Annotated in this window: 27 protein-coding genes; 12 read left to right on the top strand and 15 right to left on the bottom strand. The window is 66.9% G+C overall.

Annotated elements, in window-relative coordinates; translation table 11 throughout:
* On the top strand, positions 1-274 hold a 274-nt coding region (locus tag JHC99_RS03985; protein WP_292152166.1), incomplete at its 5' end, for an NUDIX domain-containing protein.
* 50 nt (positions 275-324) lie between these two features.
* Here JHC99_RS03985 and murJ read toward each other — a convergent pair.
* Together murJ and glnD are read right to left on the bottom strand one after the other, a co-directional pair.
* Entirely contained in the window at positions 325-1,923 is a 1,599-nt protein-coding gene (gene murJ, locus JHC99_RS03980) for a murein biosynthesis integral membrane protein MurJ (protein ID WP_292152165.1), read from the bottom strand.
* Between the two features lie 9 nt (positions 1,924-1,932).
* Positions 1,933-4,641 (bottom strand): [protein-PII] uridylyltransferase, encoded by a 2,709-nt coding sequence (gene glnD, locus JHC99_RS03975; protein WP_292152164.1) that lies wholly within the window; start codon positions 4,639-4,641, stop codon positions 1,933-1,935.
* A 166-nt stretch (positions 4,642-4,807) separates the two neighbouring features.
* Between glnD and JHC99_RS03970 the strand changes: the two genes are divergently transcribed.
* Positions 4,808-5,503, top strand: coding sequence for a CAP domain-containing protein (locus tag JHC99_RS03970; RefSeq protein WP_292152163.1), 696 nt, complete (start codon positions 4,808-4,810; stop codon positions 5,501-5,503).
* A gap of 49 nt (positions 5,504-5,552) precedes the next feature.
* On the opposite strand, the gene JHC99_RS03965 is transcribed toward JHC99_RS03970, so the two are convergent.
* From JHC99_RS03965 to JHC99_RS03955, 3 genes are all read right to left on the bottom strand, one after another.
* The gene (locus tag JHC99_RS03965; protein ID WP_292152162.1) at positions 5,553-7,700 is read right to left on the bottom strand and encodes an amylo-alpha-1,6-glucosidase; all 2,148 of its coding nucleotides are present in this window, start codon (positions 7,698-7,700) and stop codon (positions 5,553-5,555) included.
* 123 nt (positions 7,701-7,823) lie between these two features.
* The gene (locus JHC99_RS03960) at positions 7,824-8,930 is read right to left on the bottom strand and encodes a glycosyltransferase family 4 protein (protein WP_292152161.1); all 1,107 of its coding nucleotides are present in this window, start codon (positions 8,928-8,930) and stop codon (positions 7,824-7,826) included.
* Between the two features lie 177 nt (positions 8,931-9,107).
* Positions 9,108-10,184, bottom strand: a complete 1,077-nt coding sequence (locus JHC99_RS03955) for a site-specific DNA-methyltransferase (protein WP_292152160.1) — start codon at positions 10,182-10,184, stop codon at positions 9,108-9,110.
* A gap of 380 nt (positions 10,185-10,564) precedes the next feature.
* On the opposite strand from JHC99_RS03955, the gene JHC99_RS03950 reads away from it, so the two are divergent.
* A complete protein-coding gene (locus JHC99_RS03950) occupies positions 10,565-12,082 on the top strand; it encodes a DEAD/DEAH box helicase (RefSeq protein ID WP_292152159.1) in 1,518 nt (505 codons plus the stop codon).
* 61 nt (positions 12,083-12,143) lie between these two features.
* Here JHC99_RS03950 and JHC99_RS03945 read toward each other — a convergent pair whose 3' ends face one another.
* A complete protein-coding gene (locus JHC99_RS03945; RefSeq protein WP_292152158.1) occupies positions 12,144-12,899 on the bottom strand; it encodes a competence/damage-inducible protein A in 756 nt (251 codons plus the stop codon).
* Between JHC99_RS03945 and JHC99_RS03940 the strand changes: the two genes are divergently transcribed.
* From JHC99_RS03940 to JHC99_RS03900, 9 genes are all read left to right on the top strand, one after another.
* Positions 12,898-13,389, top strand: coding sequence for a hypothetical protein (locus JHC99_RS03940; RefSeq protein WP_292152157.1), 492 nt, complete (start codon positions 12,898-12,900; stop codon positions 13,387-13,389). The two genes, JHC99_RS03945 and JHC99_RS03940, sit on opposite strands and share 2 nt — an antisense overlap.
* On the top strand, positions 13,386-14,117 hold the full coding sequence (radC, locus tag JHC99_RS03935) for a DNA repair protein RadC (protein ID WP_292152156.1): 732 nt from the start codon (positions 13,386-13,388) through the stop codon (positions 14,115-14,117). The genes JHC99_RS03940 and radC overlap by 4 nt, the downstream gene beginning before the upstream one ends.
* Complete coding sequence (locus tag JHC99_RS03930) at positions 14,114-15,112, top strand: N(4)-(beta-N-acetylglucosaminyl)-L-asparaginase (protein ID WP_292152155.1); 999 nt, start codon at positions 14,114-14,116, stop codon at positions 15,110-15,112. The genes radC and JHC99_RS03930 overlap by 4 nt, the downstream gene beginning before the upstream one ends.
* On the top strand, positions 15,109-15,645 hold the full coding sequence (locus JHC99_RS03925; protein WP_292152154.1) for a GNAT family N-acetyltransferase: 537 nt from the start codon (positions 15,109-15,111) through the stop codon (positions 15,643-15,645). The genes JHC99_RS03930 and JHC99_RS03925 overlap by 4 nt, the downstream gene beginning before the upstream one ends.
* Positions 15,646-15,811: 166 nt before the next feature.
* Positions 15,812-16,066 (top strand): BolA family transcriptional regulator, encoded by a 255-nt coding sequence (locus JHC99_RS03920; RefSeq protein WP_292152153.1) that lies wholly within the window; start codon positions 15,812-15,814, stop codon positions 16,064-16,066.
* A 3-nt stretch (positions 16,067-16,069) separates the two neighbouring features.
* Positions 16,070-16,990, top strand: coding sequence for an oxidoreductase (locus JHC99_RS03915; RefSeq protein ID WP_292152152.1), 921 nt, complete (start codon positions 16,070-16,072; stop codon positions 16,988-16,990).
* Positions 16,991-17,076: 86 nt separating this feature from the next.
* The gene (gene grxD, locus JHC99_RS03910; RefSeq protein ID WP_271146773.1) at positions 17,077-17,430 is read left to right on the top strand and encodes a Grx4 family monothiol glutaredoxin; all 354 of its coding nucleotides are present in this window, start codon (positions 17,077-17,079) and stop codon (positions 17,428-17,430) included.
* A gap of 2 nt (positions 17,431-17,432) precedes the next feature.
* Positions 17,433-17,858 (top strand): thioesterase family protein, encoded by a 426-nt coding sequence (locus tag JHC99_RS03905; RefSeq protein WP_292152151.1) that lies wholly within the window; start codon positions 17,433-17,435, stop codon positions 17,856-17,858.
* A 209-nt stretch (positions 17,859-18,067) separates the two neighbouring features.
* Positions 18,068-19,135, top strand: coding sequence for a sensor histidine kinase (locus tag JHC99_RS03900; RefSeq protein ID WP_292152150.1), 1,068 nt, complete (start codon positions 18,068-18,070; stop codon positions 19,133-19,135).
* Here JHC99_RS03900 and JHC99_RS03895 read toward each other — a convergent pair.
* The 9 genes from JHC99_RS03895 to JHC99_RS03855 form a co-directional block, all read right to left on the bottom strand.
* Positions 19,132-19,527, bottom strand: coding sequence for a hypothetical protein (locus JHC99_RS03895; protein ID WP_292152149.1), 396 nt, complete (start codon positions 19,525-19,527; stop codon positions 19,132-19,134). The genes JHC99_RS03900 and JHC99_RS03895 overlap by 4 nt on opposite strands.
* Before the next feature lie 199 nt (positions 19,528-19,726).
* Positions 19,727-20,344: a 30S ribosomal protein S4 gene (gene rpsD, locus JHC99_RS03890; protein ID WP_292152148.1), complete on the bottom strand. Its 618-nt coding sequence runs from the start codon at positions 20,342-20,344 to the stop codon at positions 19,727-19,729.
* Between the two features lie 171 nt (positions 20,345-20,515).
* A complete protein-coding gene (locus JHC99_RS03885) occupies positions 20,516-21,130 on the bottom strand; it encodes a superoxide dismutase (RefSeq protein ID WP_292152147.1) in 615 nt (204 codons plus the stop codon).
* 117 nt (positions 21,131-21,247) lie between these two features.
* Entirely contained in the window at positions 21,248-21,487 is a 240-nt protein-coding gene (locus JHC99_RS03880; RefSeq protein WP_292152146.1) for a hypothetical protein, read from the bottom strand.
* On the bottom strand, positions 21,484-22,323 hold the full coding sequence (gene fghA / locus JHC99_RS03875; RefSeq protein WP_292152145.1) for an S-formylglutathione hydrolase: 840 nt from the start codon (positions 22,321-22,323) through the stop codon (positions 21,484-21,486). The genes JHC99_RS03880 and fghA overlap by 4 nt, the downstream gene beginning before the upstream one ends.
* 1 nt (position 22,324) lies before the next feature.
* Positions 22,325-22,735: a type II toxin-antitoxin system VapC family toxin gene (locus JHC99_RS03870; protein ID WP_292152144.1), complete on the bottom strand. Its 411-nt coding sequence runs from the start codon at positions 22,733-22,735 to the stop codon at positions 22,325-22,327.
* On the bottom strand, positions 22,732-22,959 hold the full coding sequence (locus JHC99_RS03865) for a hypothetical protein (protein WP_292152143.1): 228 nt from the start codon (positions 22,957-22,959) through the stop codon (positions 22,732-22,734). The genes JHC99_RS03870 and JHC99_RS03865 overlap by 4 nt, the downstream gene beginning before the upstream one ends.
* Before the next feature lie 40 nt (positions 22,960-22,999).
* A complete protein-coding gene (locus JHC99_RS03860; protein ID WP_292152142.1) occupies positions 23,000-23,380 on the bottom strand; it encodes a VOC family protein in 381 nt (126 codons plus the stop codon).
* An 11-nt stretch (positions 23,381-23,391) separates the two neighbouring features.
* Complete coding sequence (locus tag JHC99_RS03855) at positions 23,392-23,832, bottom strand: hypothetical protein (RefSeq protein WP_292152141.1); 441 nt, start codon at positions 23,830-23,832, stop codon at positions 23,392-23,394.
* Positions 23,833-23,853 lie beyond the last annotated feature (21 nt).

Below are 23,853 nucleotides of genomic sequence, written 5' to 3'. Positions count from 1 at the left end.
GGTTCGTCGGCCGGACAAGGGATTGCTCGGCGGGATGCTGGGCCTGCCGACGGGGGAGTGGGGGGCCGTGCCGTCGGGCATGCCGCCCGTCGAGGCCGACTGGCGCGATGCGGGAGCCATCGAACACGTCTTCACCCACTTCAGCCTGACGCTGTCAGTGGCGGTGGCGGTGGTGGAAGGCGAGGGGGAATTCATCTGGACCCCCGAAGACGAGGCGCTCAAGGCCTTGCCGACCGTCTTCGCCAAGGCGCTGACGCGGGGGTTGGCGGGATGATGTCCTCACCGCTTCGCCACCTCATGGTCGCTTCGTAACGGGCGGGAGAGTTAGTCCAGCCCGCCACTCACAGCCGGCGCGCCGGGCTCGCGACGGAGCACGGCCTTGAGCTCGGCGGGGGTCACGGCGCGGAAGGCGATCAGGCAGGCGGCATAGACCAGGCCGCCGACGCCGCAGACCGCCAGCACCGCGATCTCCTTGGCCAGTAGCCATCGTGACAGATCCTCGTAGAAGACGCTGGCGGCGAACAATACGCCGGCCATGGCCGCGCTGGCGGCCAGGACGCGGGCGATGCGCGACACGAACCGGGGCGAGGCGTGCCAGGCCTTCTCGCGGATCAGGGTCCCGCCCAGAAGCGCGACATTGACCCAGGCCGAGACCGAGGTCGCGATCGCCAGGCCCAAGACGCCGTCGACGCCGATCCGGCTGAACCAGAAGAACAGCCCGGCCCCCAGAACCACGGTGATGACCACCGAGGTGATGGCGAAGATCATCGGCCGACGCGTGTCCATCCGCGCAAAGAACGGGGGCGTCAGGACCTTGGCCAGGACGAAGGCGGGCACCCCCCAGGCGAATTGGCGCAGGGCGTCGGCCGTCCGCGCCGCATCGGCGGTGGTGAAGGCCCCGCGCGTCATGGTCGCGTCGATGACCACGAAGGGCATTACGAACAGGGCGATGGCAGCGGGCAGGGTGAAGGCCATGGCCAGGGTGATGCCGTCGTCCAGCGTCCTCTGGCCGCCCTCGTGGTCGCCGGAGACGAAGGCCTTGGTCAGGCGCGGGACCAGGGCCAGGCCGATCGCGACGCCGACGAGGCCCAACGGCAGCTGGTAGAGGCGGTCGGCGTTGTAGAGCACCGAACGCGCGCCGGCGTCGGACCCGGTCAGGACCTGGCTGACCACCGAGTTGAGTTGCAGGGCGCCACCGGCCATGGCACCGGGGATGGCGAGCTTCAGGGTGGTCTTCACACTGGCGGTGACCCTGGGCCAGTGGATGCGCAGGCGCACGCCGAGGCGCCGGACGCCCCACCACAAAAGACCCGCCTGGACGAGGCCGGAGACCGTCACCGCCGCCGTGACGGCCTTGAGCGTATCCGGCTGGCTCATCGGCAGGAATTCTGGTGCCAGCAGCGGGATCAGGGTGCAGACGTTCAGAAACGCGCCGACCCCCGCTGTCAGGGCGAATTTGCCGGCCGTGTTGAGCACGCCCGACAGCAGGGAGGCGATGGTCATGCAGGCGAGGTAGGGCATGGCCAGCTGGGTCGCGGTGATGGCGACCTGCATGACCCCGGAATCGTCCTTCCAGGCCGACATCAGAAGCGGAATGATCCATGGCATGGCGACCTGCATGGCGATGCAGAAGGCGGTCACCACCGCGAACATGAAGCTGAGCGCCTCGGACGCGGTGACGGCGGCGGCCTCCTCGCCCTCGGCGGCGCGGACCCCGCCGTAGATCGGCACGAAGGCCTGGGCGAAGGCACCCTCGGCGAACAGGCGCCGGAACAGGTTGGGCAGCATGATCGCCGTGGCCCAGGCGTCCATCATCGGTCCCTGACCGAACCGTGCCGACAGGGCCAGATCGCGCGCGAACCCCAGGATACGGCTGCCGAGCGTCAGGGTCGACTGGACGATGGTGTTGCGGGCGAGGGACATCGGCGGCCTCTAGCGCGCTTCCGGCGATGTCGAAACGGCCTTTCGCCGGATCGGGCGGTTCAGGTCGGAGACATCGCGGGCGCTGGCCCGGGCGGCGGTGATGCGCCTGCCCGCCGGGGCGGCGGGAGTGCGTTCCAGCACGGCCTCCAGCGCCGTCTGGATCTCGGTCAGGATCTGTTCGGCGAAGACCTTCCGGCCCTTGCGGTCGACGACGTAGAAACTGTCCACAGCCCGCTCGCCATAGCCGGCGACGTGGGCCGAGCGGATCGACAGGCCGAGGTCCGTCAGGGTGCGCGACAGCTCGGCCAGCAGCCCCGGCCGGTCGGCCCCCGAGACCTCGATCACCGTCGCCGTATCCGACGCCGCCGTGTCGATCATCACCACCGGCCGCACGTCGAATACGGCGCGGCGGGGCGTAGCGGCTGGCATCGGTGGAGGCGCGATGGGGGTCTCGCCCCGGGCGGCGGCTTCCAGCGCGGCGACCAGGGTGGTCAGACGGCGCGGCTCGTTCTGGCCATAGGGGGCGTCGGCCCCGTCCTGGACCTGGAACACGTCCAGCACCGTGCCGTCCGGCGTGGTGGCGACCCGCGCGCCCGTCACGTCTGCTCCGGCTGCGGCCAGCGCGGCGGTCAGGTCGGCGAACAGGCCGGGACGATCCCGGGCGGCCAGAGAAATCTGGGTTGTCGATTCGATCCGGCCCGGCCCTTGGCGTGTCTCGACAGCAGCCCCGGTCTGCGCCGCCCTTGCCACCAGGTCGGCATGGTCGGCCAGGGGATCAAGCGCCTGGACGTCCTCGCCCCGGAACAGGGCCTCGGTGGCGTTGTACAGGCTGGTGATCAACTGGCCCTTCCAGCTGTTCCACACGCCCGGCCCCACGGCCCGGATGTCGGCGACGGTCAGGACCTGCAGCAGCCTCAGCCGCTCGGGATCGCCGACCAGTTCGGCGAAGGCGCGGATGGTGGCGGGGTCCGATGTGTCGCGCTTCTGGGCATAGTCCGACAGGGCCAGGTGGTTCCGGACCAGCCAGACCACCAGCTCGATCCGCCGCGGATCGACGCCCAGCCGCTCGCAGGCCCGGCGCGCCGCGATGGCTCCGTCCTCGAGCTGGCCCCGCTCGCCGCCCTTGCCGACGTCGTGCAGCAGCATGGCCAGCATCAGCACCTCGGGATCGGCGATCAGGTGGATGATGGCCGAGGCGTTGGGGTGGTCGTGCTTCAGCTTGCCGCGCGCGATGTCGTTGATGATGCCGATGGCCTGGAGCGTGTGCTCGTCGACCGTATAGGCGTGGTACATGTTGAACTGGGTCTGGCCGACGATCCGCCCCCATTCGGGCAGGAACCGGCCCAGCAGTCCCGTCTCGTTCATGATCGTCAGGACGCGATAGGGCCGCGCGCCGTGTGCCAGGATGTGCAGCAGCGCCGCCGTCGCCTCCGGATTGCGCCTGAGTTTCGGCGTCACCAGCCCCAGCGACCGGGTCACGGCCGAAAAGGCGTGAGGATGGACGTCGAGGTCATGCTGGTCCGCACAGACGAACAGTCTCAGCAGCTTGACCGGATCGTCGGCAAAGACCTCCGGCCCCGTCACCGACAGTCGCCCGCCCTCCTCAATGAAGCCTGGTACGCCCAAGTTGCGCTTCCGTCCCGGGATCAGCCGCGACAGGCTCATCGTCTTCTTCTGCTGGCGCGCTTCCAGGGTGGCGCTCATCGCCCGGGTCAGGGCACCGACGTCGCGGGCGACCAGAAAGTATCGGCGCATGAACCGCTCGACCGCCGGTTCGTCGCCGCGTCCGCGCCAGCCCATCCGCCGCGCCACCTCGGGCTGGAGGTCGAAGGTCAGCTTCTCCTCGGCCCGCCCGGCCGTCAGGTGCAGATGGGCCCGCACCCGCCACAGGAAATCGAACGCCTCTTCGAAGGTCCGCCGCTCCCGCGCCGTCAGCAGGTCGTCCAGCACGGCGGCGCCCAGCACCGAGTTGGGTGCCAGCGAGCGCGCGATCCAGAACAGGGTGTTGAGGTCGCGCAGGCCCCCTTTGCCGTCCTTGATATTGGGCTCGACGCGGTATCGTACGGCTCCGACCTTTTCGTGCCGGGCGGCACGTTCTTCCAGCTTGGCGGCGATGAAGGGCCGAGGATCGGCGTTCGTCACCATCCCCCGGAACCGCCACAGGAAATCCTCGGTCAGCAGCCGGTCCCCGGCCAGATATCGCGCTTCCAGCAGGGTCGTGCGCACCACCATGTCGGTGCGCGACAAGCTCAGGCATTCCTCGACCGCCCGCGCCGCCGACCCGACCTTGAGCCCCAGATCCCACAGCACATAGAGGACGAAGGCCGCCACCGTCTCGGTCCGGGCCGTCGTCTTCCACGGCCGCAGGAACAACAGGTCGAGGTCCGAAAACGGCGCCAGGACGCCGCGCCCGTAGCCGCCGACCGCGATCAACGACAGCCGTTCGGCCTCATTGGGGGCTGGCGAGGGATAGAGGGTCTCGGTGGTGAACCGCCACAGGGCGATCAGGATCTCGTCCGCCGCCTGACAATACAGCCGCGCCACCTCGACCCCGCCCAGCCCGTTCGCCAGTTTCGACCCGATCCTGTGCCGGGCGGCGGCATGGTGCGCGCCCAGCAGGGTCGCCACCTCGGCCCGCACGTTCGGCCCGCCGACCAGGGCGTCAAGACGCCGGTCGAGGTCGGAGAGTTCGGCAATGACGGGGGGGACAGGGGACATCGGCCTGCACACTATAGGCACAATCCTTGACCGTTTGGACGCCATCGACCGGGAATCTGTGGGTCTCGTGCGACACCTCGTCGCCAAGCTTCGCCTGACGGGCGTCTGGTCTGGAAACCCGTGATTTCCTGAGGCAGTGTCGATTCAACAAGTCGGGGCTGACTTCTTGAAACGCTTTCTATTCGCCGCAGCGGTGCTTTGCGCTGCCCCGGGCCTGATGGGCCTGGGGGCGACGGATCGACTCGTGACCGCCATGCCGGCGAGCACCGGCCCCGGTGGGGGTGCCGGCCAACTGTCGCGCGAAGTCTTCGACGAGATGAACCTGATGCGGGCCGACCCGCAGGGCTATGTCGCCGTTCTGCAAGAATACCGATCCCAGTTCCGCGGCGACGTCGTGATCCGTCCGGGCCGAATCTCGATCCAGACCCGCGAGGGCGTCGCCGCCGTGGACGAGGCGATTCGCTTCCTCCAGGCCCAGTCGCCGATGCCGCCGCTTCAGCCCGACACCATCCTGGGCCTGGCCGCCGCCGACCATGCGCGCGACCAGGGACCGGCCGGCTATATCGGCCACCATTCCTCAGACGGCTGGGACTTCGCCACCCGCGTCGCCCGTCGCGGCGGCGAGCCCTATGGCGGCGAAAACATCTCTTACGGCTACGACACCGCGCGCGAGGTCATCATCCAGCTGCTGGTCGACGACAACGTCCGCGACCGTGGCCACCGCGTGAACCTGTTCCGCCCCGGCTATGTCCGCGCCGGCGTCGGCTGCGGCCCGCACACGGTGTTCAGCTATATGTGCGTGATCGACTATGGCTACGCGCCGAGGAAGCCGGCGGGCGCTGCACGGGCGGCCATGCCGTAAATCTTTCTGTTGCCCGTTCGTCGCGTGGCGAACGAATAGGCGAGACGACCTATCGCGCCGTCAAGATTCGCACGTCACCCGACTTTCCGCGCGGCATCAGCACGGTTCCCTCGCCGATACGCTCGAAGATCAGATCGACCTTGGATCCCCCGACCCGCAGGTCGGTGACCGCCAGGCGATCGACCCCGTTCGGCAGGGTGGGGTTGGTGACGGTGACGACGCCGTTCAGTGCATCCACATCCACACCCAGCGCCGCCTGAAGCATCAGGAAGGCCGACCCCGCAGCCCAGGCCTGGGGCAGGCAGGCGACCGGATAGGCGATCGGGCCTTCTCCCGGCTCGCGATCGAAGCCGCAGAACAGTTCGGGCAGGCGCATCTGGAAATGGCTGGCGGCCGTGTAGATCTCGCTGATGATCATGGCCACGGCGTCGCGCTCGCCGTAGCGGGCCATGCCGGCGACGGCCAGGGAGGTGTCGTGGGGCCAGACCGAGCCGTTGTGATAGCTCATCGGATTGAACCGCGCCTGACCCTTGGCCAGGGTGCGCAGGCCCCAGCCCGATCGGAACTCGTTTGACAGCATCCGCCGGGTCACCCGCTTCGCCCGTTCGGCCGAGGGCAGGCCGCTGAACAACAGGTGGCCCGCGTTCGATCCGATCGAGCGGACCTGCTCGCCGTCGCCGTCCAGGGCGATGGCGTAGAAGCCCTCGTCCTCCATCCAGAACCGGTCCTCGACCAGGAACCGGACCTCGTGCGCGTGATCCTCCCAGGCCTGGGCGCGGGCGTCGCCCAGACGTGCTCCCAGATCGGCCATGGCCAGCCAGGCGGCGTAGGCATAGCCCTGAACTTCCAGCAGGGCGATCGGCCCCTTGGGGAAGCGGCCGTCGCGGTGGAAGATCGAGTCCTCGGAATCCTTCCAGCCCTGGTTCGACAGGCCGGTGTCGGCGGCGCGGGCGTAGTCGATCAGGCCGTCGCTATTGGAGTCACCGTAGTCGCGCATCCATTCCGACGCCGCGACCAGATTGGGCCACAGGGTGCGGATCAGCTCCAGGTCGCCGGTCCTGCGGGCATAGGCACCCGCCAGGGCGATGAACAGGCAGGTGGTATCGACCCCGCCGTAATAGAGACCGAACGGTACCTCGTGCAGGGCGCTCATTTCGCCGCCGCGGGTCTCGTGCATGATCTTGCCGGGCTGGCTGTCGCGGAAGGCGGAGACCTCCGTCGCCTGTCTCCGCGCCAGATAGGTCAGGACACCGCGCGCCAGCGACGGATCGAGCCACAGCATCTGCCAAGCACTCAGGATCCCGTCTCGCCCGAACGGGGTCGAGAACCAGGGGGTCCCTGCATAGGGATAGGGGCCGGTGGGCAGGTCGGTGGTCAGCAGGGCGATGTCGGCCCGTGACTGGTCCAGCCAGGCGTTGAACAGCGGGCTGCGTGGTCCTCGCAGGGATGCACCGCGCCGTCGCCTTTGGCGCATCGACAGCTGGGCCTTCAGCGCATTCTGGCGCCAGCGCAGGGCGTCCGGTGCCTCGCAGGCATTGCCGCCGCACTCGATATAGAGGTCGATCCGCTTGCCCATCGGCAGGCTGAACATGAACTCGGCACGGCTGGCGGTCAGGCGGGCGGGGGGCTCGGAGAAGGACAGACAGCTGGTACGCTCGACCTCGTCCAGGCCTGTGTAGCGGAAGGTGACGCGGCGGCCGTCGTGGGTCGGGGTATGCTGGGTGCCGCGCTTCTCGCGCAGCGTCCCGCGCACCTGGAAAATGTCGGCGAAGTCGGCCCCGAAATCGAACGCCAGCGGCAGCAGCACGTCCTCGATGCCGTGGTTGACCACCCGCACCCGCTCGAACATCCGCCGATCCCACAGGAACCTGCGCCGCTCGATATGGAGCACCCCTGCGGGGGCCGAACGCCCGCCCATCGGCGGCAGGGGACGGTTGGTCAGGTGGGCGGTGAAGAAGACGTTGTCGCGCGACACGCCGCTGCTCAGGCGCGACGGCCGCGCCAATCCAGCCGAAAGGGTCAGGCGCGACAGGATGCGGGTGTCCTGATCGAACAGGCCGTCCGCCCCGCCCTTCAGGTCGCCCCAGGTATCGGCCACCAGAAACGTGTCGCCGTCCTTCAGCGCCTGGAGCGTATCCAGCCCGCCGCTGTCCGACGTTTCGGCGGCTGTGGTCTGAACCGAATAGGTATCGTCCATGAGGTCTCTGTGCGCGGCTTGGGGACGAGCGAACGTGTCACCCGAATGCGGCGCTTAAGGGCCGCTCGCGTGACCAATGCTCAAGACCGCGAACGGTTCAGCTTGAACCGCTGACGACCTGTTTCAAGCCACGTGGCCGAAACTGCGCGGCTCGTGCAGGGTGGTCACGACGTCGTTGACCGGGGGCTCGATCACCGGCTGGACGGCCAGAAGGTCGTTGTAGACATCGACGTAACGCCTAGCCATCGCCTGGGCCGAAAACCGAAGTTCGAAACGCGCGCGGATAGCTTCGCGGTCCAGAAGAGCGACCCGGTCGGTCGCCGCAATCGCCTGCTCCATGGTATCGACCAGAAAGCCGGTCGCGCCATCCTCTATGATCTCGGTGGTCGAACCGCATTTGAAAGCCACCACTGGCGTGCCGCAAGCCATGGCCTCGATCATCACCAGGCCAAAGGGCTCGGGCCAGTCGATGGGGAACAACAGGGCGTCGGCGCCGCCCAGGAAGTCGGACTTCTGGTGATCGCCGATCTCGCCGATGAACTCGATCAGCGGGCTGGATTCGATCAGGGGTTTGATTTTCGTCTCATAGTAGACCTTGTCCGCAGCATCGACCTTGGCCGCCATCTTCAGCCGCTTGCCGAGCTTCAGCGCGATCTCGATGGCCCGATCCGGCCGCTTCTCCGGCGAGATGCGACCCAGGAAGGCCAGATAGCCCTTTGACCTTGCGTGGAACCTGTACTGCTCTGCCGGCATCCCGTGATGGACTGTCGCGCGCCAGTTGGCGAAGGCCAGCGGCCGCCTCTGGTCGTCCGAGATCGACACCAGTCCGTATTCGCTGAACCGCTCATACACTTCGGGTAGATCCTTCATGTCGAGGCGCCCGTGAAGGGTGGTCAGGGTCTTTCCCGCGTATTTCCGGAACATCGGAAACTGGATCATGTCGGTGTGGAAATGGACCACGTCGAAATCGTCGATCCGGTCCATGACCTCGCTCAGCATGGTCATGTGCGCCGCCAGATCGGACTTGAGCGGCGAGGGGTCCAGCCGGATCGCCTGATCGCGCACGGGGATCAGCCTCGCCTTGGTCCGCGCATCGGCGCTGGCGAACAGGGTGACGTCATGGCCCAGATCGACGAGGGCGTCGGTCAGATGGGCGACGACCCGTTCGGTCCCCCCGTACAGCTTCGGAGGAACGGCCTCGTACAGCGGGGTGACCTGGGCGATCTTCATGGCGGTGTTTCCCGACCCGTTGAGCCGGGCCGCAGGGATCAACACCTTCCCACGTGCGAAGTTCCGTCAGGCCTGAAATTTCTTCAACGATCCCCGACGCTTACCCGTTGATTAGCGTACGGTTCTGGACGTTGCCCGGAACCAGCCCGTTGATTTCCTTGACGATGGCCTCCGGGCCTACATCGCCGCGCGGATTTCCGACCTCAGGGCGTCGATCGACTTGAAGCCCTGGTCGGTCTTGAACTGCCAGTAGGTCCAGCCGTTGCAGGCCGGGGCGTTCTCGAGCAGGGCCCCCAGTTTGTGGATCGAGCCTGTGAACTCGCCCGACACCAGCGACCCGTCGGCCCTGACCCGCGCCTGACGATCACCCTTGGGCCCATACAGGATATCGCCGGGGGCCAGCATGCCCGCCTCGACCAGGGCCCCGAACGGCACCTTCACCTCGGCCCGCTTGGAGCCCATGACCATCAGGTCCTCGGGGTTGGCGGGGATGACGGCGGCGATGCGGGTCGTGGCCACCTTCGCATAGGTCTCGTCGCGCTCGATGCCGATGTATTGCCGGCCCAGCCGCTTGGCGGCCGCGCCGGTCGTGCCGGTGCCGAAGAAGGGGTCCAGGATGACGTCGCCCGGCTTGGTCGCGGCCAGGATGACCCGATGCAGCAGGGCCTCGGGTTTCTGGGTCGGGTGGGCCTTCTTGCCGTCCTCGCCCTTGATCCGCTCCTCGCCGGTGCACAGCGGGAAGGTCCAGTCCGAGCGCATCTGGGTGTCTTCGTTGAAGGCCTTCAGCGCATCGTAGTTGAAGGTATAGCGCTTCTGATCCCGCGACTTTGCGGCCCAGATCAGGGTCTCGTGGGCATTGGTGAACCGTGTGCCCTTGAAGTTCGGCATCGGGTTGGACTTGCGCCAGATGATGTCGTTCAGCACCCAGAACCCCAGGTCCTGGATCGCCGCGCCCAGCCGGAAGACATTGTGATAGCTGCCGATCACCCAGATCGAGCCCTCGTCCTTGAGCACCCGCCGGCACTCCTTCAGCCAGTCGCGGCAGAAGGCGTCATAGGTCGCGAAACTGTCGAACTTGTCCCACTCGTCATCAACCGCATCGACTTTGGAATTGTCGGGCCTCAGCAGATCGCCGCCGAGTTGCAGATTATAGGGCGGATCGGCGAAGACCATGTCCACCGACTTCGACGGCAGGGACCGCAGGATCTCGATGCAGTCGCCGAGATGGATGATGTCGGTCTTCAGATCGGTCACAGGCAGCCTCGGGGAGAAGAAGCCGCGATGGTGAATCCTTGTGGTTAAGGTGGGGTAACTGCGCGGGGTGTCACTTCGGGCGACCGGTGCCGTTGTGGCCTTTGCCTTGACATCGCCATCTTATGCGCCCATCTGCGCTGCGTCGCACAATTGCGATCCCCGGTGCGCTCCAGCGCGTGTGGGTCTTCACTCCCCAACGAAGACCTGACTGTAGCAGCGGCCGGCCCTCAAGTTCACTACGCTGCCCGGACACGCGGGGCGGCGCCCGATCCACCCCGAAGGCTCCACTCTGGCGCCCCGTCGGGACTGGCGGTGCGCGGCCTTATCTGGCGTTGAGCCATGGCTGATGCGCGTCGCCGCACGCGAAAGAACCACAGCAAGTGACCACCACATTCGAATCCTTCGGCCTGAACAAGGCCCTGCTGCAGGCCCTCACCACCGAGGGCTACACCATCCCCACACCGATCCAGGCCCAGGCCATTCCTTCGGTCATGCTGGGCAAGGACCTGCTGGGCATCGCCCAGACCGGCACCGGCAAGACGGCGGCGTTTGCGCTTCCGATCCTGCACCGCCTGGCCGAGAACCGTGTCGCGCCGCTTCCGCGCACCACGCGCTGCCTGATCCTGTCGCCCACGCGCGAACTGGCCAGCCAGATCGCAGAGAGCTTCAAGGCCTATGGGAAACACCTGGGCTTCAAGGTCGCGGTCGTCTTCGGCGGCGTGAAATACGGACCCCAGGAACGCGCCATCCAGGCCGGCCTCGACGTCCTGGTCGCCACCCCCGGCCGTCTGCTGGACCACATGCAGCAGAAGACCCTGGACCTGTCGTCCACTGAGATTTTCGTCCTCGACGAAGCCGACCAGATGCTGGACCTCGGCTTCGTCAAGCCGATCCGTCAGATCGTGTCGCGCATCCCCGCCAAGCGCCAGAACCTGTTCTTCTCCGCCACCATGCCCACCGAAATCGGCAAGCTGGCCGGCGAGCTTCTGAAAGAGCCCGTCAAGGTTCAGGTGACGCCGCAGTCGACCACGGTCGAACGCATCAACCAGTCGGTCATCCACATCGAACAGGGCCGCAAGCGCGCCCTGCTGACCGAGATGTTCGCCGACGACAAGTTCACCCGCTGCCTGGTCTTCACCAAGACCAAGCACGGCGCCGACAAGGTCGCGGCCTATCTGGAGGCCGGCGGCGTCCAGGCCGGGGCGATCCACGGCAACAAGTCCCAGCCCCAGCGTGAACGCACCCTGGCCGCCTTCAAGGCCGGCAAGCTGCGCGTCCTGGTCGCCACCGACATCGCCGCGCGCGGCATTGATGTGGACGGCGTCTCGCACGTCGTGAACTTCGAACTGCCCTTCGTGCCCGAAGCCTATGTCCACCGCATCGGCCGGACGGCCCGCGCGGGCAAGGACGGCTCGGCCGTCAGCTTCTGCGCCGGCGACGAGATGAAGCTGCTCAAGGACATCGAGAAGGTCACGCGCCAGAAGATCCCGGCGTCCGACCGTCGCAACGACAAGTCGCTGGGTCTGCTGGATCAGTCGATCATGGCCGCCGGCGTCGGCACCAAGGCGACCATGCCCGACCGCGAGGAACGTCCCCGTGGCGAAGGTCGCGGCGCCCGCAACCCGCGTCGCGACGGTGTCAAGCCGGCCCATGGTGGCCAGCCGCATCGCCAGCGCAAGCCCGGCCCGGCGCGTGACGGTGCCCGCGACGGCGCACCGCGCGTCCACCACGACCGGCCCCTGGCCTCGACCCAGCCGTTCGATCCCCTGGCCGCCGACCGCGCCCGCTCGGCCGCGGCCGCCAACCGCCCGGTCTCCGAAGCCAAGCCCGACGGCGAGTTCAAGCGCCGCCCCCGGGGCCGTCGTCCCTCCAACGGCGGCAAGGGTTACGCAGCTTAAGGCCTGATACGATCGACGAATAAGGAACCCGCCCGGTGCGAACCGGGCGGGTTTCCTGCTTTCAGGGCTGGAGCGTCGCCGTGACGCCCCGTTCCCCCAAGGCGTCTGAAAGCGAGGCGACAGCGGCGTCGAGCAGAGCCGCATCCCGCCCTCGCACCACCAGATTGGTGCCGACCTCGCCGTCCGATCCCGCGCCGAACGGATAGGAACCGAACGACAACTGCCGCTCCGCCCTGGCCGCAGCGCCCAGCGTCTCTGCGATCGCGCCTTCGCCTACGCCGGTGACCCGTAGGGTTCGCGAATGGACCACGGCCCCGGTGCGCAGGCGAGGCGCGACGTCTTCCAGCATGGCCGTCATGATCTTGGGCACCCCCGCCATGACGAAGACATTGCCGATCTGGAACCCCGGCGCGTCGGTCACGGGATTGGCAATCAGGGTCCCACCCTCGGGGATCCGCGCCATCCGCCGTCGCGCCGCGTTGAAGTCGTCGCCATAGCGCCGCGCCAGGATCGCGAGGGCCTCGGGATGTTCCGGCAAGGCCACGCCGAAGGCCTGGGCCACGCAGTCGGCGGTGATGTCGTCGTGGGTCGGGCCGATGCCGCCGGTGGTGAAGACATAGTCGTGGGCGGCCCTCAGGGTGTTCAGGGCGTCGATAATCTGGGCCGGGACGTCGCCGACGACGCGCGCCTCCTTCAGGTCGATGCCGAGCGCCGTAACGAAGCGCGCGATGGTGTTCAGATTGGTGTCGGCCGTGCGGCCCGACAGGATCTCGTCGCCGATGATCAGGACAGCGGCGGTGGGGCTGGGTTGGGTCATGACCAAACCTACCGCGTCGGGGGCGGACGGCACCAGCGCCCTTGACGCCTCACCTGTGCCGCGCATGATCGGGAGGCACAGGGGAATCCACGCCATGCCGGCCGAGGCGCTCACCGCCGATCAGACTCCGACCGACACCTGGCAATGGTGGGAGGCGCGACGGCTTCGCTACAACCTCGGCCTTGCGGTCGCGGGTGTGCTGGCCGGAGGGCTGGCGGGCCTGGTGATCTGGAGCTTTCGCAATGACCTTGCGCCGATCGGAATTCCCTGGCTGGCCATCCTTTTTCAAGTCCTGCTCTACCTCGCTTTCATGGCAGCAGCGAACCTCTGCTATCTGATCGGAGCGGTCAGTGAGAAGGTGCTGAGCCCGCGTGACCCGCAGGCCTATCGTCGCCGGATGTGGCGGCTCGGGTTCGGCTTTTCCGTGGCCCTGCCGTTCGCCTATCCCGCCTGGCTCGGGTTCGTCCTGACGATGCTCAGCCGGCTTTGAGCGACGCAGCCCCCGCGCCCCTTCCGGCAAAAAGCCGTAACTCCGGCCACCGCGAGCGGCTGCGCGAACGTGCGGCCAAGGGCGGGATCGACGCCCTGCCTGACTATGAGCTGCTCGAGATGCTGCTGTTCCGGTCGATCCCGTACAAGGACACCAAGCCACTCGCCAAGGACCTGCTTGCCAGGTTCGGCAGCCTGGAGGGCATCGGGGCCGCCAGCCACGAAGCCATCGACGCCCAGGTCGCGGAATCGCTCAAGATCGTGCGTGGCAAGCAATCGCGCGCCACGGCGCTGGACCTGCAACTGATCTTCGATGCGGCGCGGCGGGTGGCGCGCGAACCGGCGTCCAAGCGCCCGGTGATCTCGTCCTGGACGGCGCTGCTGGCCTATGTGCGGGTCGCGCTTCAGCACGAACCGATCGAACAGTTCCGCGTCCTGTATCTGGATAACCGAAACCAGCTGATCCTCGACGAGGTCCAGAACCGGGGCACGATCGACCACGCCCCCGTCTATCCGCGCGAGGTGATCCGCCGGGCGCTGGAACTGTCGTCGCGGAACATCATCGTGGTCCACAACCACCCGGCCGGCGACCCGACCCCCAGCCGCGCCGACATCGACATGACCCGACAGATCGTCGCCGCCGGCCATCCGCTGAACGTCAGTGTCCACGACCACCTGATCGTCGGCCGGGACGGCGTCGCCAGCTTCAAGCAACTGGGCCTGATATGAGCGAGGTCGTCCGCCGCGCCCTGTTCCTGGCGCCCGGTCTGGCCATGGCCTCGGCCGTCTCGGCCCGGACGCCGGTGTCGCGCGCCGTCATGGTCTCCACCTGGGATTTCGGACGGGTGGCCAATGCGGCAGGCATAGAGGTCCGACGCGCGAGGGGCTCGGCACTCGACATGGTCGAGGCGGGCGGTCGGGTCGTCGAATCCGATCCGGACAATACCTCGGTCGGCGTCGGCGGCTATCCGGACCGTGACGGGCGGGTGACGCTGGACGCCTGCGTCATGAACTGGAACGGCGACATCGGCGCGGTCTGCGCGCTGGAGGACATCGCCCATCCGGTCTCGGTCGCGCGGGCCGTGATGGAGAAGACGCCCCACACCATGCTGGTGGGGGAGGGGGCCCGCCGCTTCGCCCTGGACCAGGCGTTCGAGACGGCCGTCATGCCCTCGCCGGGCGCCGAGGCCGCCTGGCGCGAATGGCTGAAGACCTCGACCTATGCCCCGGTCAGCAATCGCGAGAATACCGAGTGGCGGTCGATGCCGGGCGGTCCGGGCAACCACGACACCATCGGCCTGCTGGCCATCGGGCTGGACGGCCACATGGCCGGGGCCTGCACCACCTCGGGCCTGGCCTTCAAGATGCGGGGCCGGGTCGGCGACAGTCCGATCATCGGCGCGGGCCTGTTCGTCGATGACGAGGTCGGGGCGGCGACTGCCACCGGTCTCGGCGAGGACGTCGTCCGCGTCGCCGGATCCCACGCCGTCGTCGAGGCCATCCGTCAGGGCAAGTCGCCGACCGAGGCCTGTCGCAGCGTGATTGAACGGCTGGCGCGTTTGCGCGGTACGGCCATCGCCGATCATCAGGTCGCCTTCCTGGCCCTGTCGAAACAGGGGGAATGGGGCGGCTGGGCGCTCCAGCCCGGTTTCACCTTCGCCGTCACCGATGCGTCGGGCGCGACCCGCATCGAGCGCGCCGGGTCCCTGTTCGAGGCCCGATGACCCTTCCGATTCTCACCACCGAGCGGCTCATCCTGACGCCCGTCGCCCTGGCGGATTTCGACGACCTCATGGCCCTGTGGAGCGACCCCGTCTTCACCCAGGTCATCGCCCATCGCGACCCGATGTCACAGGAAGAGGTCTGGTTCCGCCTGCTTCGCGACATCGGCCACTGGCAGGTGCTGGGCTTTGGCAACTGGGCCCTGCGCCAGAAGACGGACGGGGCCTATGTCGGCAGCGTCGGGGTGCTCGACTACCGCCGGGGCTGCACACCTCCACTGGACGCCCCCGAACTCGGCTGGGGCGTGGGATCGGCGTTTCAGGGCCAGGGGCTGGCGCGCGAGGGTCTGGACGCCGCCCTGGCCTGGGCGGACCACAGCCTGAAGGTGCCCCGCACCGTCTGCATGATCAACCCCGACAACGCCCCGTCCCTGAAACTGGCCGAGCGAACGGGGTTCAGGCCTTATGCGGAGGGGGTGTACTACGAACGGCCGGTCATCCTGCTGGAGCGGTTCGCGAAGGTGGTTGGTGGCTAGTGGTTGGTGCTTGGGTGCGGCAGTCCTGCCTTGGCTTCCATGGCCTGTCGCCGATGCCGCTCGGTGGGTGATCCGGTAACCCCCAGCCACCAGCCACCGATCCCGCCGTATGCCGGACATTAAGGTTTATGCGTCAACCTTGGCGGTGAACCGAGACCGCTCGTCCATGCCAATGTCCGCCGAAACGCTGCACGCCCATCTGGCCGAGGCCTTTCCCGACGCCGAGATCGCCATCGACGATCTGGCCGGGGACGGCGACCATTATCGTGCGCGCATCGTCTCGACCGCCTTTGCCGGCATGCCCCGGGTCCGCCAGCACCAGCTCGTCTATGCCGCCCTGAAGGGCCAGATGGGCGGGGCACTGCACGCCCTCGCGCTCGAAACTTCCGCTCCCCCACCTCCAGTTTTGGCCGGAGACTGATCCATGCGTTACCGCCCCTTCGGCGCCAACGGTGCCTCGATCTCGACCGTGACGCTCAGCGTGGGTCTGGACGCCATTTCGCGCGGGCCGGACGCCGCCGCCGCCCTGATCTATGCGGGGCTGGAGGCGGGCATCAACGCCTACTGCCTGCAAAGCGCCGACCCGGTCCTGGCCGAATGCGTCGGTCAGGCCCTGTCCAGCGTCGATCGCAAGCTGCTGAACGTCAGCCTGACGCTCGGGCGCGGCGACGGCCGTCGGAACAGCCAGCGCGACTTTTCCGCCGAGGGCATGACCCACGCCATCGACCGGGCGCTGCACATCTCGGGCCTGGGCTGGATCGACATGGCCCTGCTGGAACAGCCCGAAGACCATGAACTGCCGCAGTCCTCGCTGAATGCGCTCAAGGCCCTGCGCGCCACCGAGCGGGTCCGCTATCTGGGCGTCTCGGGCGACGGCGAGGTCATGGACGCCTATGTCTCGACGGGGGCCTTCGACGTCCTGGCCACCCCCTATCACGTCGATTCCGAATGGCGGGTACGCAGCCGGATCCGCGCCGCCAAGGAACAGGACATGGCCGTCTTCGCCTACGGCTATTTCCCCGAGGCCATCGCCACGCCGAAAAAGGCCGCCTCGCTGCATCAGCCGAAAAAAGGTCTGTTCGGCCTCGGCTCGGGTCGCCCCAAGAACGATCCCCTGGCCGGCGCGGGAACCTTCGCCTTCCTGCACCAGACTTCGGGCTGGGACGCCGAGTCGATCTCTCTGGCCCACGTGATGACCGATCCCGCGATCTGCAGCGTGATGATCGAGGCGCGCGACGAGGCCCGGATCGCCGTCCTGGCCACCGTCCCCGATCGCGACATGCCGCCCGGCCTGTCGGCCCAGATCGAGATGGCCCGCGTCGGTGCGGCCAGACAGGTCGCCTGATCACGCTCCGGTCACCTTGGCCCCGTCGGCCTTGACCGGCCGGGGCATCGTCCCTAGCTGACGGGCGAACCCGAAAGGCTCCTCCCGTGACCGACCAAGCTGTTGCCGCCGATCCCGTCCACGACTTCATCGCCTCGACCGTCAGGGATCATGAGGTCGTGCTGTTCATGAAGGGCACCCCGGACGCTCCGCGCTGTGGCTTCTCGTCTCTGGCGGTGCAGATCCTCGATCAGGTCGGCGCGCCCTTCGTCGGCGTCGACGTGCTTCAGGACGACGCCCTGCGCGACGGCATCAAGGCTTTCACCGACTGGCCGACCATCCCCCAACTCTATGTGAAGGGCGAGTTCGTCGGCGGCTCCGACATCGTGCGCGAGATGTTCCAGGCGGGCGAACTGCACGCCCTGATGGCCGAGAAGGGCGTGGCGCTCGGTCAGGACTGACCTTGGCCCGTCCCATCCTCGAACCGCGTCCCGACCGCGAGGTTTTCACCGTCCCGCTGGACGTGCTGCCCGAGCACATCGACGCCAACGGCCACGTCAACAATGTCGTCTATGTCGGCTGGCTCCAGGATGCGGGCACGGCCCACTGGAACGCCCGCTTCGACGAAGAGACCCGCGCCCGCTGGTCGTGGGTCGCCTTGCGTCACGAGATCGACTATCTGCGCGCCCTGATGCCCGACGCGACCGCCGTGGCCCGCACCTGGGTCGGAGATCCGCAAGGCCCACGCTTCAACCGCTATGTCCGCATCGAGGACGGCGAGGGGCGACTGTGCGCGCAGGGGCTGTCGGAATGGTGTCTGGTGGACGCCATCACCATGCGGCCCACCCGCATCCCGGCGACCATGCTGCCGACCTTCGAGGCGCGCTGACGCCCGGCAATAGTCGACCGGCCCAAAGCTTCACTGTATTCAGCCGGGCTGATGGACGTTGGCGCAATAAAGCGCGCGCAAGTGCGCGACGCGTGTTAAGGTTTCATCCTGATCGAATGATCGTCTGGGGCGATCTTCGCGCTTCCTCGAAATCTCGGCCGGGTATGGCTCTCGCTCCGCGAGCCTCCGGATCACCTGAAGGGCCAGCCATGGCTGCCCACCCGCCGCTGCATCCCGATGGTCCGCTCAGCCTCGCACTTGCCGTTGTGGGATCCTCGACGGCCCCGCTTCTGCTTCTTGACCAGTCCCTGAAGGTCATCGCCGCCAGCACGTCCTTCTGTCGCACCTTCGACATCGACCCGGATCGGATCATCAATCGTTTCCTGGGCGAGATCGGAACCGGCGAATGGAACAGGCCTCAACTGCGGGTGCTGCTGGAGGCCACAGCCAACGGTGACGCTGCCATCGACGCCTATGAGATGGATCTGAAGGTTCTACGTCAGGGTGTCCGCAAACTGGTCATCAACGCCCAGCGGCTCGTCTATTCCGACACCGATCCTGTCCGCCTGCTGCTGACGATCCAGGATGTCACCGATGCGCGCGCCGACAGCCAACTGCGTGACGACCTCCTGCGCGAGAAGGCGATCCTGTTGCAGGAGCTTCAGCACCGCGTCGCCAACAGCCTGCAGATCATCGCCAGCGTCATCCTGCAAAGCGCCAGGAAGACCACCTCCGACGAGACCAGACTGCATCTGACCGACGCTCACATTCGCGTCATGTCGGTCGCCGCCTTGCAACAGCAACTCGCGACCTCGCGCCTCGGTGAGGTCGAGCTGGCCCCATACTTCATCCAGTTGTGCAAGAGCATCGGCGCCTCGATGATCCACGACCCGACCCGCCTGTCGATCAGGGTCGAGGCCGATGAAAGCGCCACCAATGCCGACATCTCCGTCAGCCTTGGCTTGATCGTGACCGAACTGGTGATCAACGCCCTGAAGCACGCCTTCCCCGGCGGACGCAGCGGCACGATCGTAGTCGGCTATTCCAGCCATGGTCCCAACTGGACCCTGACGGTGCGCGACGACGGCGTCGGCATGCCGAAGGACGCGGCCAGCGCCACGCCGGGCCTGGGCACCAGTATCGTCGAGGCCCTGGCCAAACAGCTTCACGCCCGGATTCAGGTAGAGAGCCCCGGCCACGGCACCCTGGTGTCGGTGATCCACAGCCAGTTGGCGGCGGTCCAGAATCCCTCGCTCAGCGCGAGCGCCAAGGCTTAGGTCTGGGGCAACTGATAGGGGTTGTTGACCGACACCCGCGATCCCGGCGTCAGTCCGAGTTCCTGATACGACCACTGGACCTCGAACCCGTCGTCGAGCGGTGTCTTGCAGCGATCCTCGGAGATGCGGCGCAGGGTGATGACCGAGGCGTCGCCGTGCGTCTCGACCACCGGGGTCAGGTCGTCCTTGCTGGTGCAGCCGTTCGACGACACCCAGAACACCGCGACATTGTTGACCAGAGCTGCGGCGTGGATAGGTTCCAGCTGGCCGGGCATGGGGGGCTGTGTCGCCACCTGGACGTCGTCCGGTCCGAATGGCAGGCCGGCCGGCAAGGTAGCGCAACCGGCCGCCAGCGATGCGATCGCGATCAATGCGACGACGATGCGTTTCATTCCAGCCTCCCGCCGGATCCCGAACCCGGACACATAGTGCGCCTGTTCGCGCGCCAAGGGAACTGACGGTTCCGTAATCCTGACCCAAAGGAAAAGGCCCCGGGTTGCCCCGGGGCCTTCTTCGATTCTGGTCCCATCCCGGCTCAAGTAGCGCGAAGCGCGGTAGCCGGAAAAAGAAAGCGAACTGATCGCGGAGCGATCAGGAGCTGTAGTATTCGACGACCAGGTTCGGCTCCATCTTCACCGCGAAGGGCACGTCGGCCAGTTCGGGGAAGCGGACGAAGCGGACCGAGAAACCACGGTCGCCCAGTTCCAGATAGTCGGGGATGTCGCGCTCGCCGGACTGCTGGGCTTCGAGCACCAGCGCCATGTTGCGGGACTTTTCCTTGACCTCGACGACGTCGCCGACGCGCAGGCGATACGAAGCGATGTTCACCTTCTTGCCGTTGACGGTGACGTGGCCGTGGTTGACGAACTGACGGGCGGCCCAGGGGGTCGGCACGAACTTGGCGCGATAGACCGTGGCGTCCAGACGGGCTTCCAGCAGGCCGATCAGGATTTCCGAGGTGTTGCCCTTGCGGCGGGCGGCCTCGTCATAGGTCTTGCGGAACTGCTTTTCCGTCAGGTTGGCGTAGTAGCCCTTGAGCTTCTGCTTGGCCTTCAGCTGCAGGCCGAAGTCAGAGACCTTGGACTTGCGGCGCTGGCCGTGCTGGCCGGGGCCATACGAGCGCTTGTTGACGGGTGACTTGGCACGACCCCACAGGTTTTCACCCATGGCCCGGTCGATCTTGTATTTGGCGCTGTGGCGCTTGGACATACGTATCTCTTCTTCAGTGATGCGGCCCGGCCTTCCCGAAAGTGGGAGGGCGATCTCAACGGCGGTCCACGCATCGTCCGTAGTCTCTTCGCGCGTTCAGCCGTAAGGCCGACGCGGGAAAGGCGGGCTTATGACGGCCCGCCCTCCCGGAGTCAACGCCGGTCGGACGTTTCAACCCCTGGCGGCTGCAAACCGCTCGTTGGCCTTGTTCCAGTTCACGATCGGCCAGAAGGCCCCCAGGAAGGCCGGGCGCTTGTTCTGGTAGTCGAGGTAGTAGGCGTGTTCCCAGACGTCGTTGACCAGCAGGGGCGTGCCCTTGTCGGGGTTGATGTCCATCAGGGAGTTGTCCTGGTTCGGCGTGTTGATCACCTTCAGCTTGTCGCCTTCCAGGATCAGCCAGGCCCAGCCCGAACCGAACTGGGTCACGCCCGCCTGCTCGAACGCGGTCTTGAAGGCGTCCATCCCGCCCAGGTCGGCGTCGATGGCGGCGGCCAGTTCGGCCGACGGTTCACCCGTTTCGCCCTGGGGTGCCATGCTCTCCCAGTAGAAGATGTGGTTCCAATAGCCGCCGCCGTTGTTGCGCACGGCCTTGGGGAATTTGGAGATCTCGGCGAACACCTGTTCCAGCGACTTGCCTTCGGCCTCGGCCAGGCCGTCCAGCGCCTTGTTCAGGTTGTCGGTATAGGCCTGATGGTGCTTGTCGTGGTGGAACTCCAGCGTCTGCTTGGAGATGATCGGCTCCAGCGCGTCGTGGGCATAGGGCAGGGGGGGCAGTTCATAGGCCATGGGGAGGCTCCGTTCGATCCGGGTGGGCGGTCAGGGTTGTGACGGGCTGCATCTAGGCGGCCCACCTGCCGGACCCAAGCCTGGGACTGCGTTTTCGTTCCTCTTGCGAGTCGTTCGCTAGCCTGCGGGCAGATTGGCTTTCAGACAGTCTCGAATCTGGCGTTTCAACGTCCCGGACGAATTCAGGAAGTCGGCCCCGTCGGCGTCGAGCACCGCTTTCACCGCCGCGTCGAGCCCGTCCGGCAGGGCCGCCATCACCCGCTTCTGACCCTTGTCATGCAGACAGTAACCCAGCTCCTTGCACAGGGCACCGAACATCCCAGCGTGGCGGTCCTGCTCAATGTCGGCGTCGGTCATGATGAGGCTTTCAGGCGCTTGGCATGGAACGCCACATGGTCGGCGATGAAGCTGGCCATGAAGAAATACGAGTGGTCATAGCCCGGCTGCATCCGCAGGGTCAGCGCCTGCCCCGCGATCCGCGCGGCCTCGGTCAGAAGTTCCGGCTTCAACTGGTCGGCCAGGAACCCGTCGGCGTCGCCCTGGTCCACCAGGATGTCGTCGAACCGACCCTTTGCGGCACCGCCCTCGATCAGCAGGGCGGCGTCATGCCCGGCCCAGGCCGACCGGTCGTCACCCAAGTAGGCCTCGAACGCCTTCTGTCCCCACCCACACCGCGTCGGCGAGGCGATCGGCGCAAAGGCCGAGACAGACCGGAACAGGTCCGGGTGACGCAGCGCCAGCGTCAGGGCCCCATGCCCGCCCATCGAATGGCCGCTGATCCCCCGGACGCCCGTTGTTGGAAACTCCGCGTCGATCAGGGAGATCAGGTCGCGGGTGACATAGGTCTCCATGTTGAAATGCGGCACCCACGGCCCGCGCACCGCATCGACATAGAAGCCCGCCCCCTGACCCAGGTCATAGGCCTCGTCGTCGGCCACGCCCTCACCGCGCGGCGAGGTGTCGGGCGCGACGATCATCACCCCATGCTCGGCCGCCGACCGATAGGCTCCGGCCTTGGTGGTGAAATTGTCTTCCGTGCAGGTCAGGCCCGACAGCCAGATCAGGGCGGGGAAGGGGCCCCCTCCCGGCGGCGTGAACACCGACAGGGTCATCGGCGTGCCCGTCGCCGCACTGTCGTGCCGCAGGTAGCGCAGGGTGCCGCCGTGGACGGTGTGGGTTTTGAGGATTTCCATGTCAGGTCCGGCCGATGTGGGATGTGGGCACACCCACCAAGGAGGCGATCTTGGCCATTCGAGCGTCGGCGGTCGCCAGGCGAACGCCCTCCCGCTGAGCTAGAACGACATAGAGGCAGTCATAGACAGGATGATCGTGTTTTGCGCTCAGTTGCTGCGCGGCCGATAGTAGAAGTCTGTCTTCGACAAGGACGATCAGGTCGAAGAGAACAGCGACGCTTTCACAAGCATCATCGATCTGCATTCTGTGGATACGGACATACTTCCAAAGGGCATTCGCGACCTCGGTTTGAAGTATGGCGGGAGCGGTCGCCTCATAGCCTCGTCGAATTTCCAAAGCGCGTTCATGCAGTGGATCGTCGCTGACATACCATCGAACGACCACGCTGGCATCGACGACAGCGACCGTCACCTGTCGCGGTCTTCGCGGATCATGGCGTCGATATCGAGGTTCGCGCCACGCGTCTGTTCGCGTACCCGAGCGGCGACCGCTTCAAACCGTTCTTCCGCGAGCCGAACTTCCCGCACTGCCATGTCGCGAAACTTCTGCTCCAGCGAGATGTTTTCCCGTCGGGCCATGACTTTTAGTCGGGTGATCACCCTGTCGTCGAGATCGCGAACCAGAACCTGTCCCATCTCTTGATGCTAGCACGTCGCTATCATCAACGCCAGTGCCTCACCCCAGCCGGTGCATCGCCACGACCTTATTGCCCGCCGGGTCGCGCAGATAGGCCAGGTGCAGCTTGCCGAAGGCACCGTCCCGCAGGCCGGGCGGATCTTCGATGGCCGTGCCGCCGTGGGCCAGGCCCGCTGCGTGGAAGGCGTCGGCCGCCTCGATCGAGGCGGCGACGAAGCCGATGGTGCCGCCGTTGGCACAGCTGGCGGGACCGCCGTCGATCGGTTTGGAGATGGAGAACAGACCCTTGTCGGAGCGCCACCAGACCCGCCCCTTGGGATCAGCGTTGCCCGGCGCGACGCCCAGGGCGCCGAGCGCGGCGTCATAGAATTTGCGCGACGCCTCGATATCGTCGGCCCCGACCATGATGTGGCTGAACATCGGCTCTCTCCCTATTCTTCCGGCGTGTTGAAGCACGGTTTCATGGCCACCGTATCGGCGATTACGCGCGCGCGCGAGGCGATCTCGGGCGGGGTGTCGGCGGTGATCCAGGCATGGACCTCGTTTGACCAGCCGTCGCATTGCTGGTTCCAGAAATACTCGACCGTCAGATCGCCGACCTTGCGATCCTGACGCCCCGCCGCATGGCGATCGGTGACCCAGTCCCCGACATTGGCCGACCACCCCTCGTAGAGGTTCAGCGCCACGACGCCGTCCAGGCTGACCCGGTACAGATCGAAATCCAGAATCTCCCGCCGGGTCAGGGCTGCCCCCTCGGGCAGTTCGAGCGCGAAATTGTAGGCGGTCGTCGCTGGCCTATAGCCGTCCGCGTCGGCGGGCGCGGCCTGGGGCGGCGTGGACAGGAGCGCAATGGCGAGACCGACCGCGATCATCGGGATTGCCCGCCCACCAAA

The organism is Brevundimonas sp., from assembly GCF_016463485.1.
Taxonomy (GTDB): Bacteria; Pseudomonadota; Alphaproteobacteria; order Caulobacterales; family Caulobacteraceae; genus Brevundimonas.
Note: the sequence above shows the minus strand (reverse complement) of the source record. Positions and strands in the feature narration are given on the sequence as shown.

Coding starts and splice junctions, on each gene's coding strand:
- JHC99_RS03960 (WP_292152161.1), bottom strand. CDS start 8,930: ATGAAGATCGCCCAGGTCACCCCGCTGTACGAGGCCGTTCCTCCGAAG.
- JHC99_RS03965 (WP_292152162.1), bottom strand. CDS start 7,700: ATGGACGATACCTATTCGGTTCAGACCACAGCCGCCGAAACGTCGGAC.
- JHC99_RS03945 (WP_292152158.1), bottom strand. CDS start 12,899: ATGACCCAACCCAGCCCCACCGCCGCTGTCCTGATCATCGGCGACGAG.
- JHC99_RS03925 (WP_292152154.1), top strand. CDS start 15,109: ATGACCCTTCCGATTCTCACCACCGAGCGGCTCATCCTGACGCCCGTC.
- glnD (WP_292152164.1), bottom strand. CDS start 4,641: ATGTCCCCTGTCCCCCCCGTCATTGCCGAACTCTCCGACCTCGACCGG.
- JHC99_RS03930 (WP_292152155.1), top strand. CDS start 14,114: ATGAGCGAGGTCGTCCGCCGCGCCCTGTTCCTGGCGCCCGGTCTGGCC.
- JHC99_RS03885 (WP_292152147.1), bottom strand. CDS start 21,130: ATGGCCTATGAACTGCCCCCCCTGCCCTATGCCCACGACGCGCTGGAG.
- fghA (WP_292152145.1), bottom strand. CDS start 22,323: ATGGAAATCCTCAAAACCCACACCGTCCACGGCGGCACCCTGCGCTAC.
- JHC99_RS03915 (WP_292152152.1), top strand. CDS start 16,070: ATGCGTTACCGCCCCTTCGGCGCCAACGGTGCCTCGATCTCGACCGTG.
- JHC99_RS03940 (WP_292152157.1), top strand. CDS start 12,898: ATGACCAAACCTACCGCGTCGGGGGCGGACGGCACCAGCGCCCTTGAC.
- JHC99_RS03920 (WP_292152153.1), top strand. CDS start 15,812: ATGCCAATGTCCGCCGAAACGCTGCACGCCCATCTGGCCGAGGCCTTT.
- JHC99_RS03880 (WP_292152146.1), bottom strand. CDS start 21,487: ATGACCGACGCCGACATTGAGCAGGACCGCCACGCTGGGATGTTCGGT.
- JHC99_RS03900 (WP_292152150.1), top strand. CDS start 18,068: ATGGCTGCCCACCCGCCGCTGCATCCCGATGGTCCGCTCAGCCTCGCA.
- JHC99_RS03895 (WP_292152149.1), bottom strand. CDS start 19,527: ATGAAACGCATCGTCGTCGCATTGATCGCGATCGCATCGCTGGCGGCC.
- JHC99_RS03855 (WP_292152141.1), bottom strand. CDS start 23,832: ATGATCGCGGTCGGTCTCGCCATTGCGCTCCTGTCCACGCCGCCCCAG.
- rpsD (WP_292152148.1), bottom strand. CDS start 20,344: ATGTCCAAGCGCCACAGCGCCAAATACAAGATCGACCGGGCCATGGGT.
- JHC99_RS03860 (WP_292152142.1), bottom strand. CDS start 23,380: ATGTTCAGCCACATCATGGTCGGGGCCGACGATATCGAGGCGTCGCGC.
- murJ (WP_292152165.1), bottom strand. CDS start 1,923: ATGTCCCTCGCCCGCAACACCATCGTCCAGTCGACCCTGACGCTCGGC.
- JHC99_RS03865 (WP_292152143.1), bottom strand. CDS start 22,959: ATGGGACAGGTTCTGGTTCGCGATCTCGACGACAGGGTGATCACCCGA.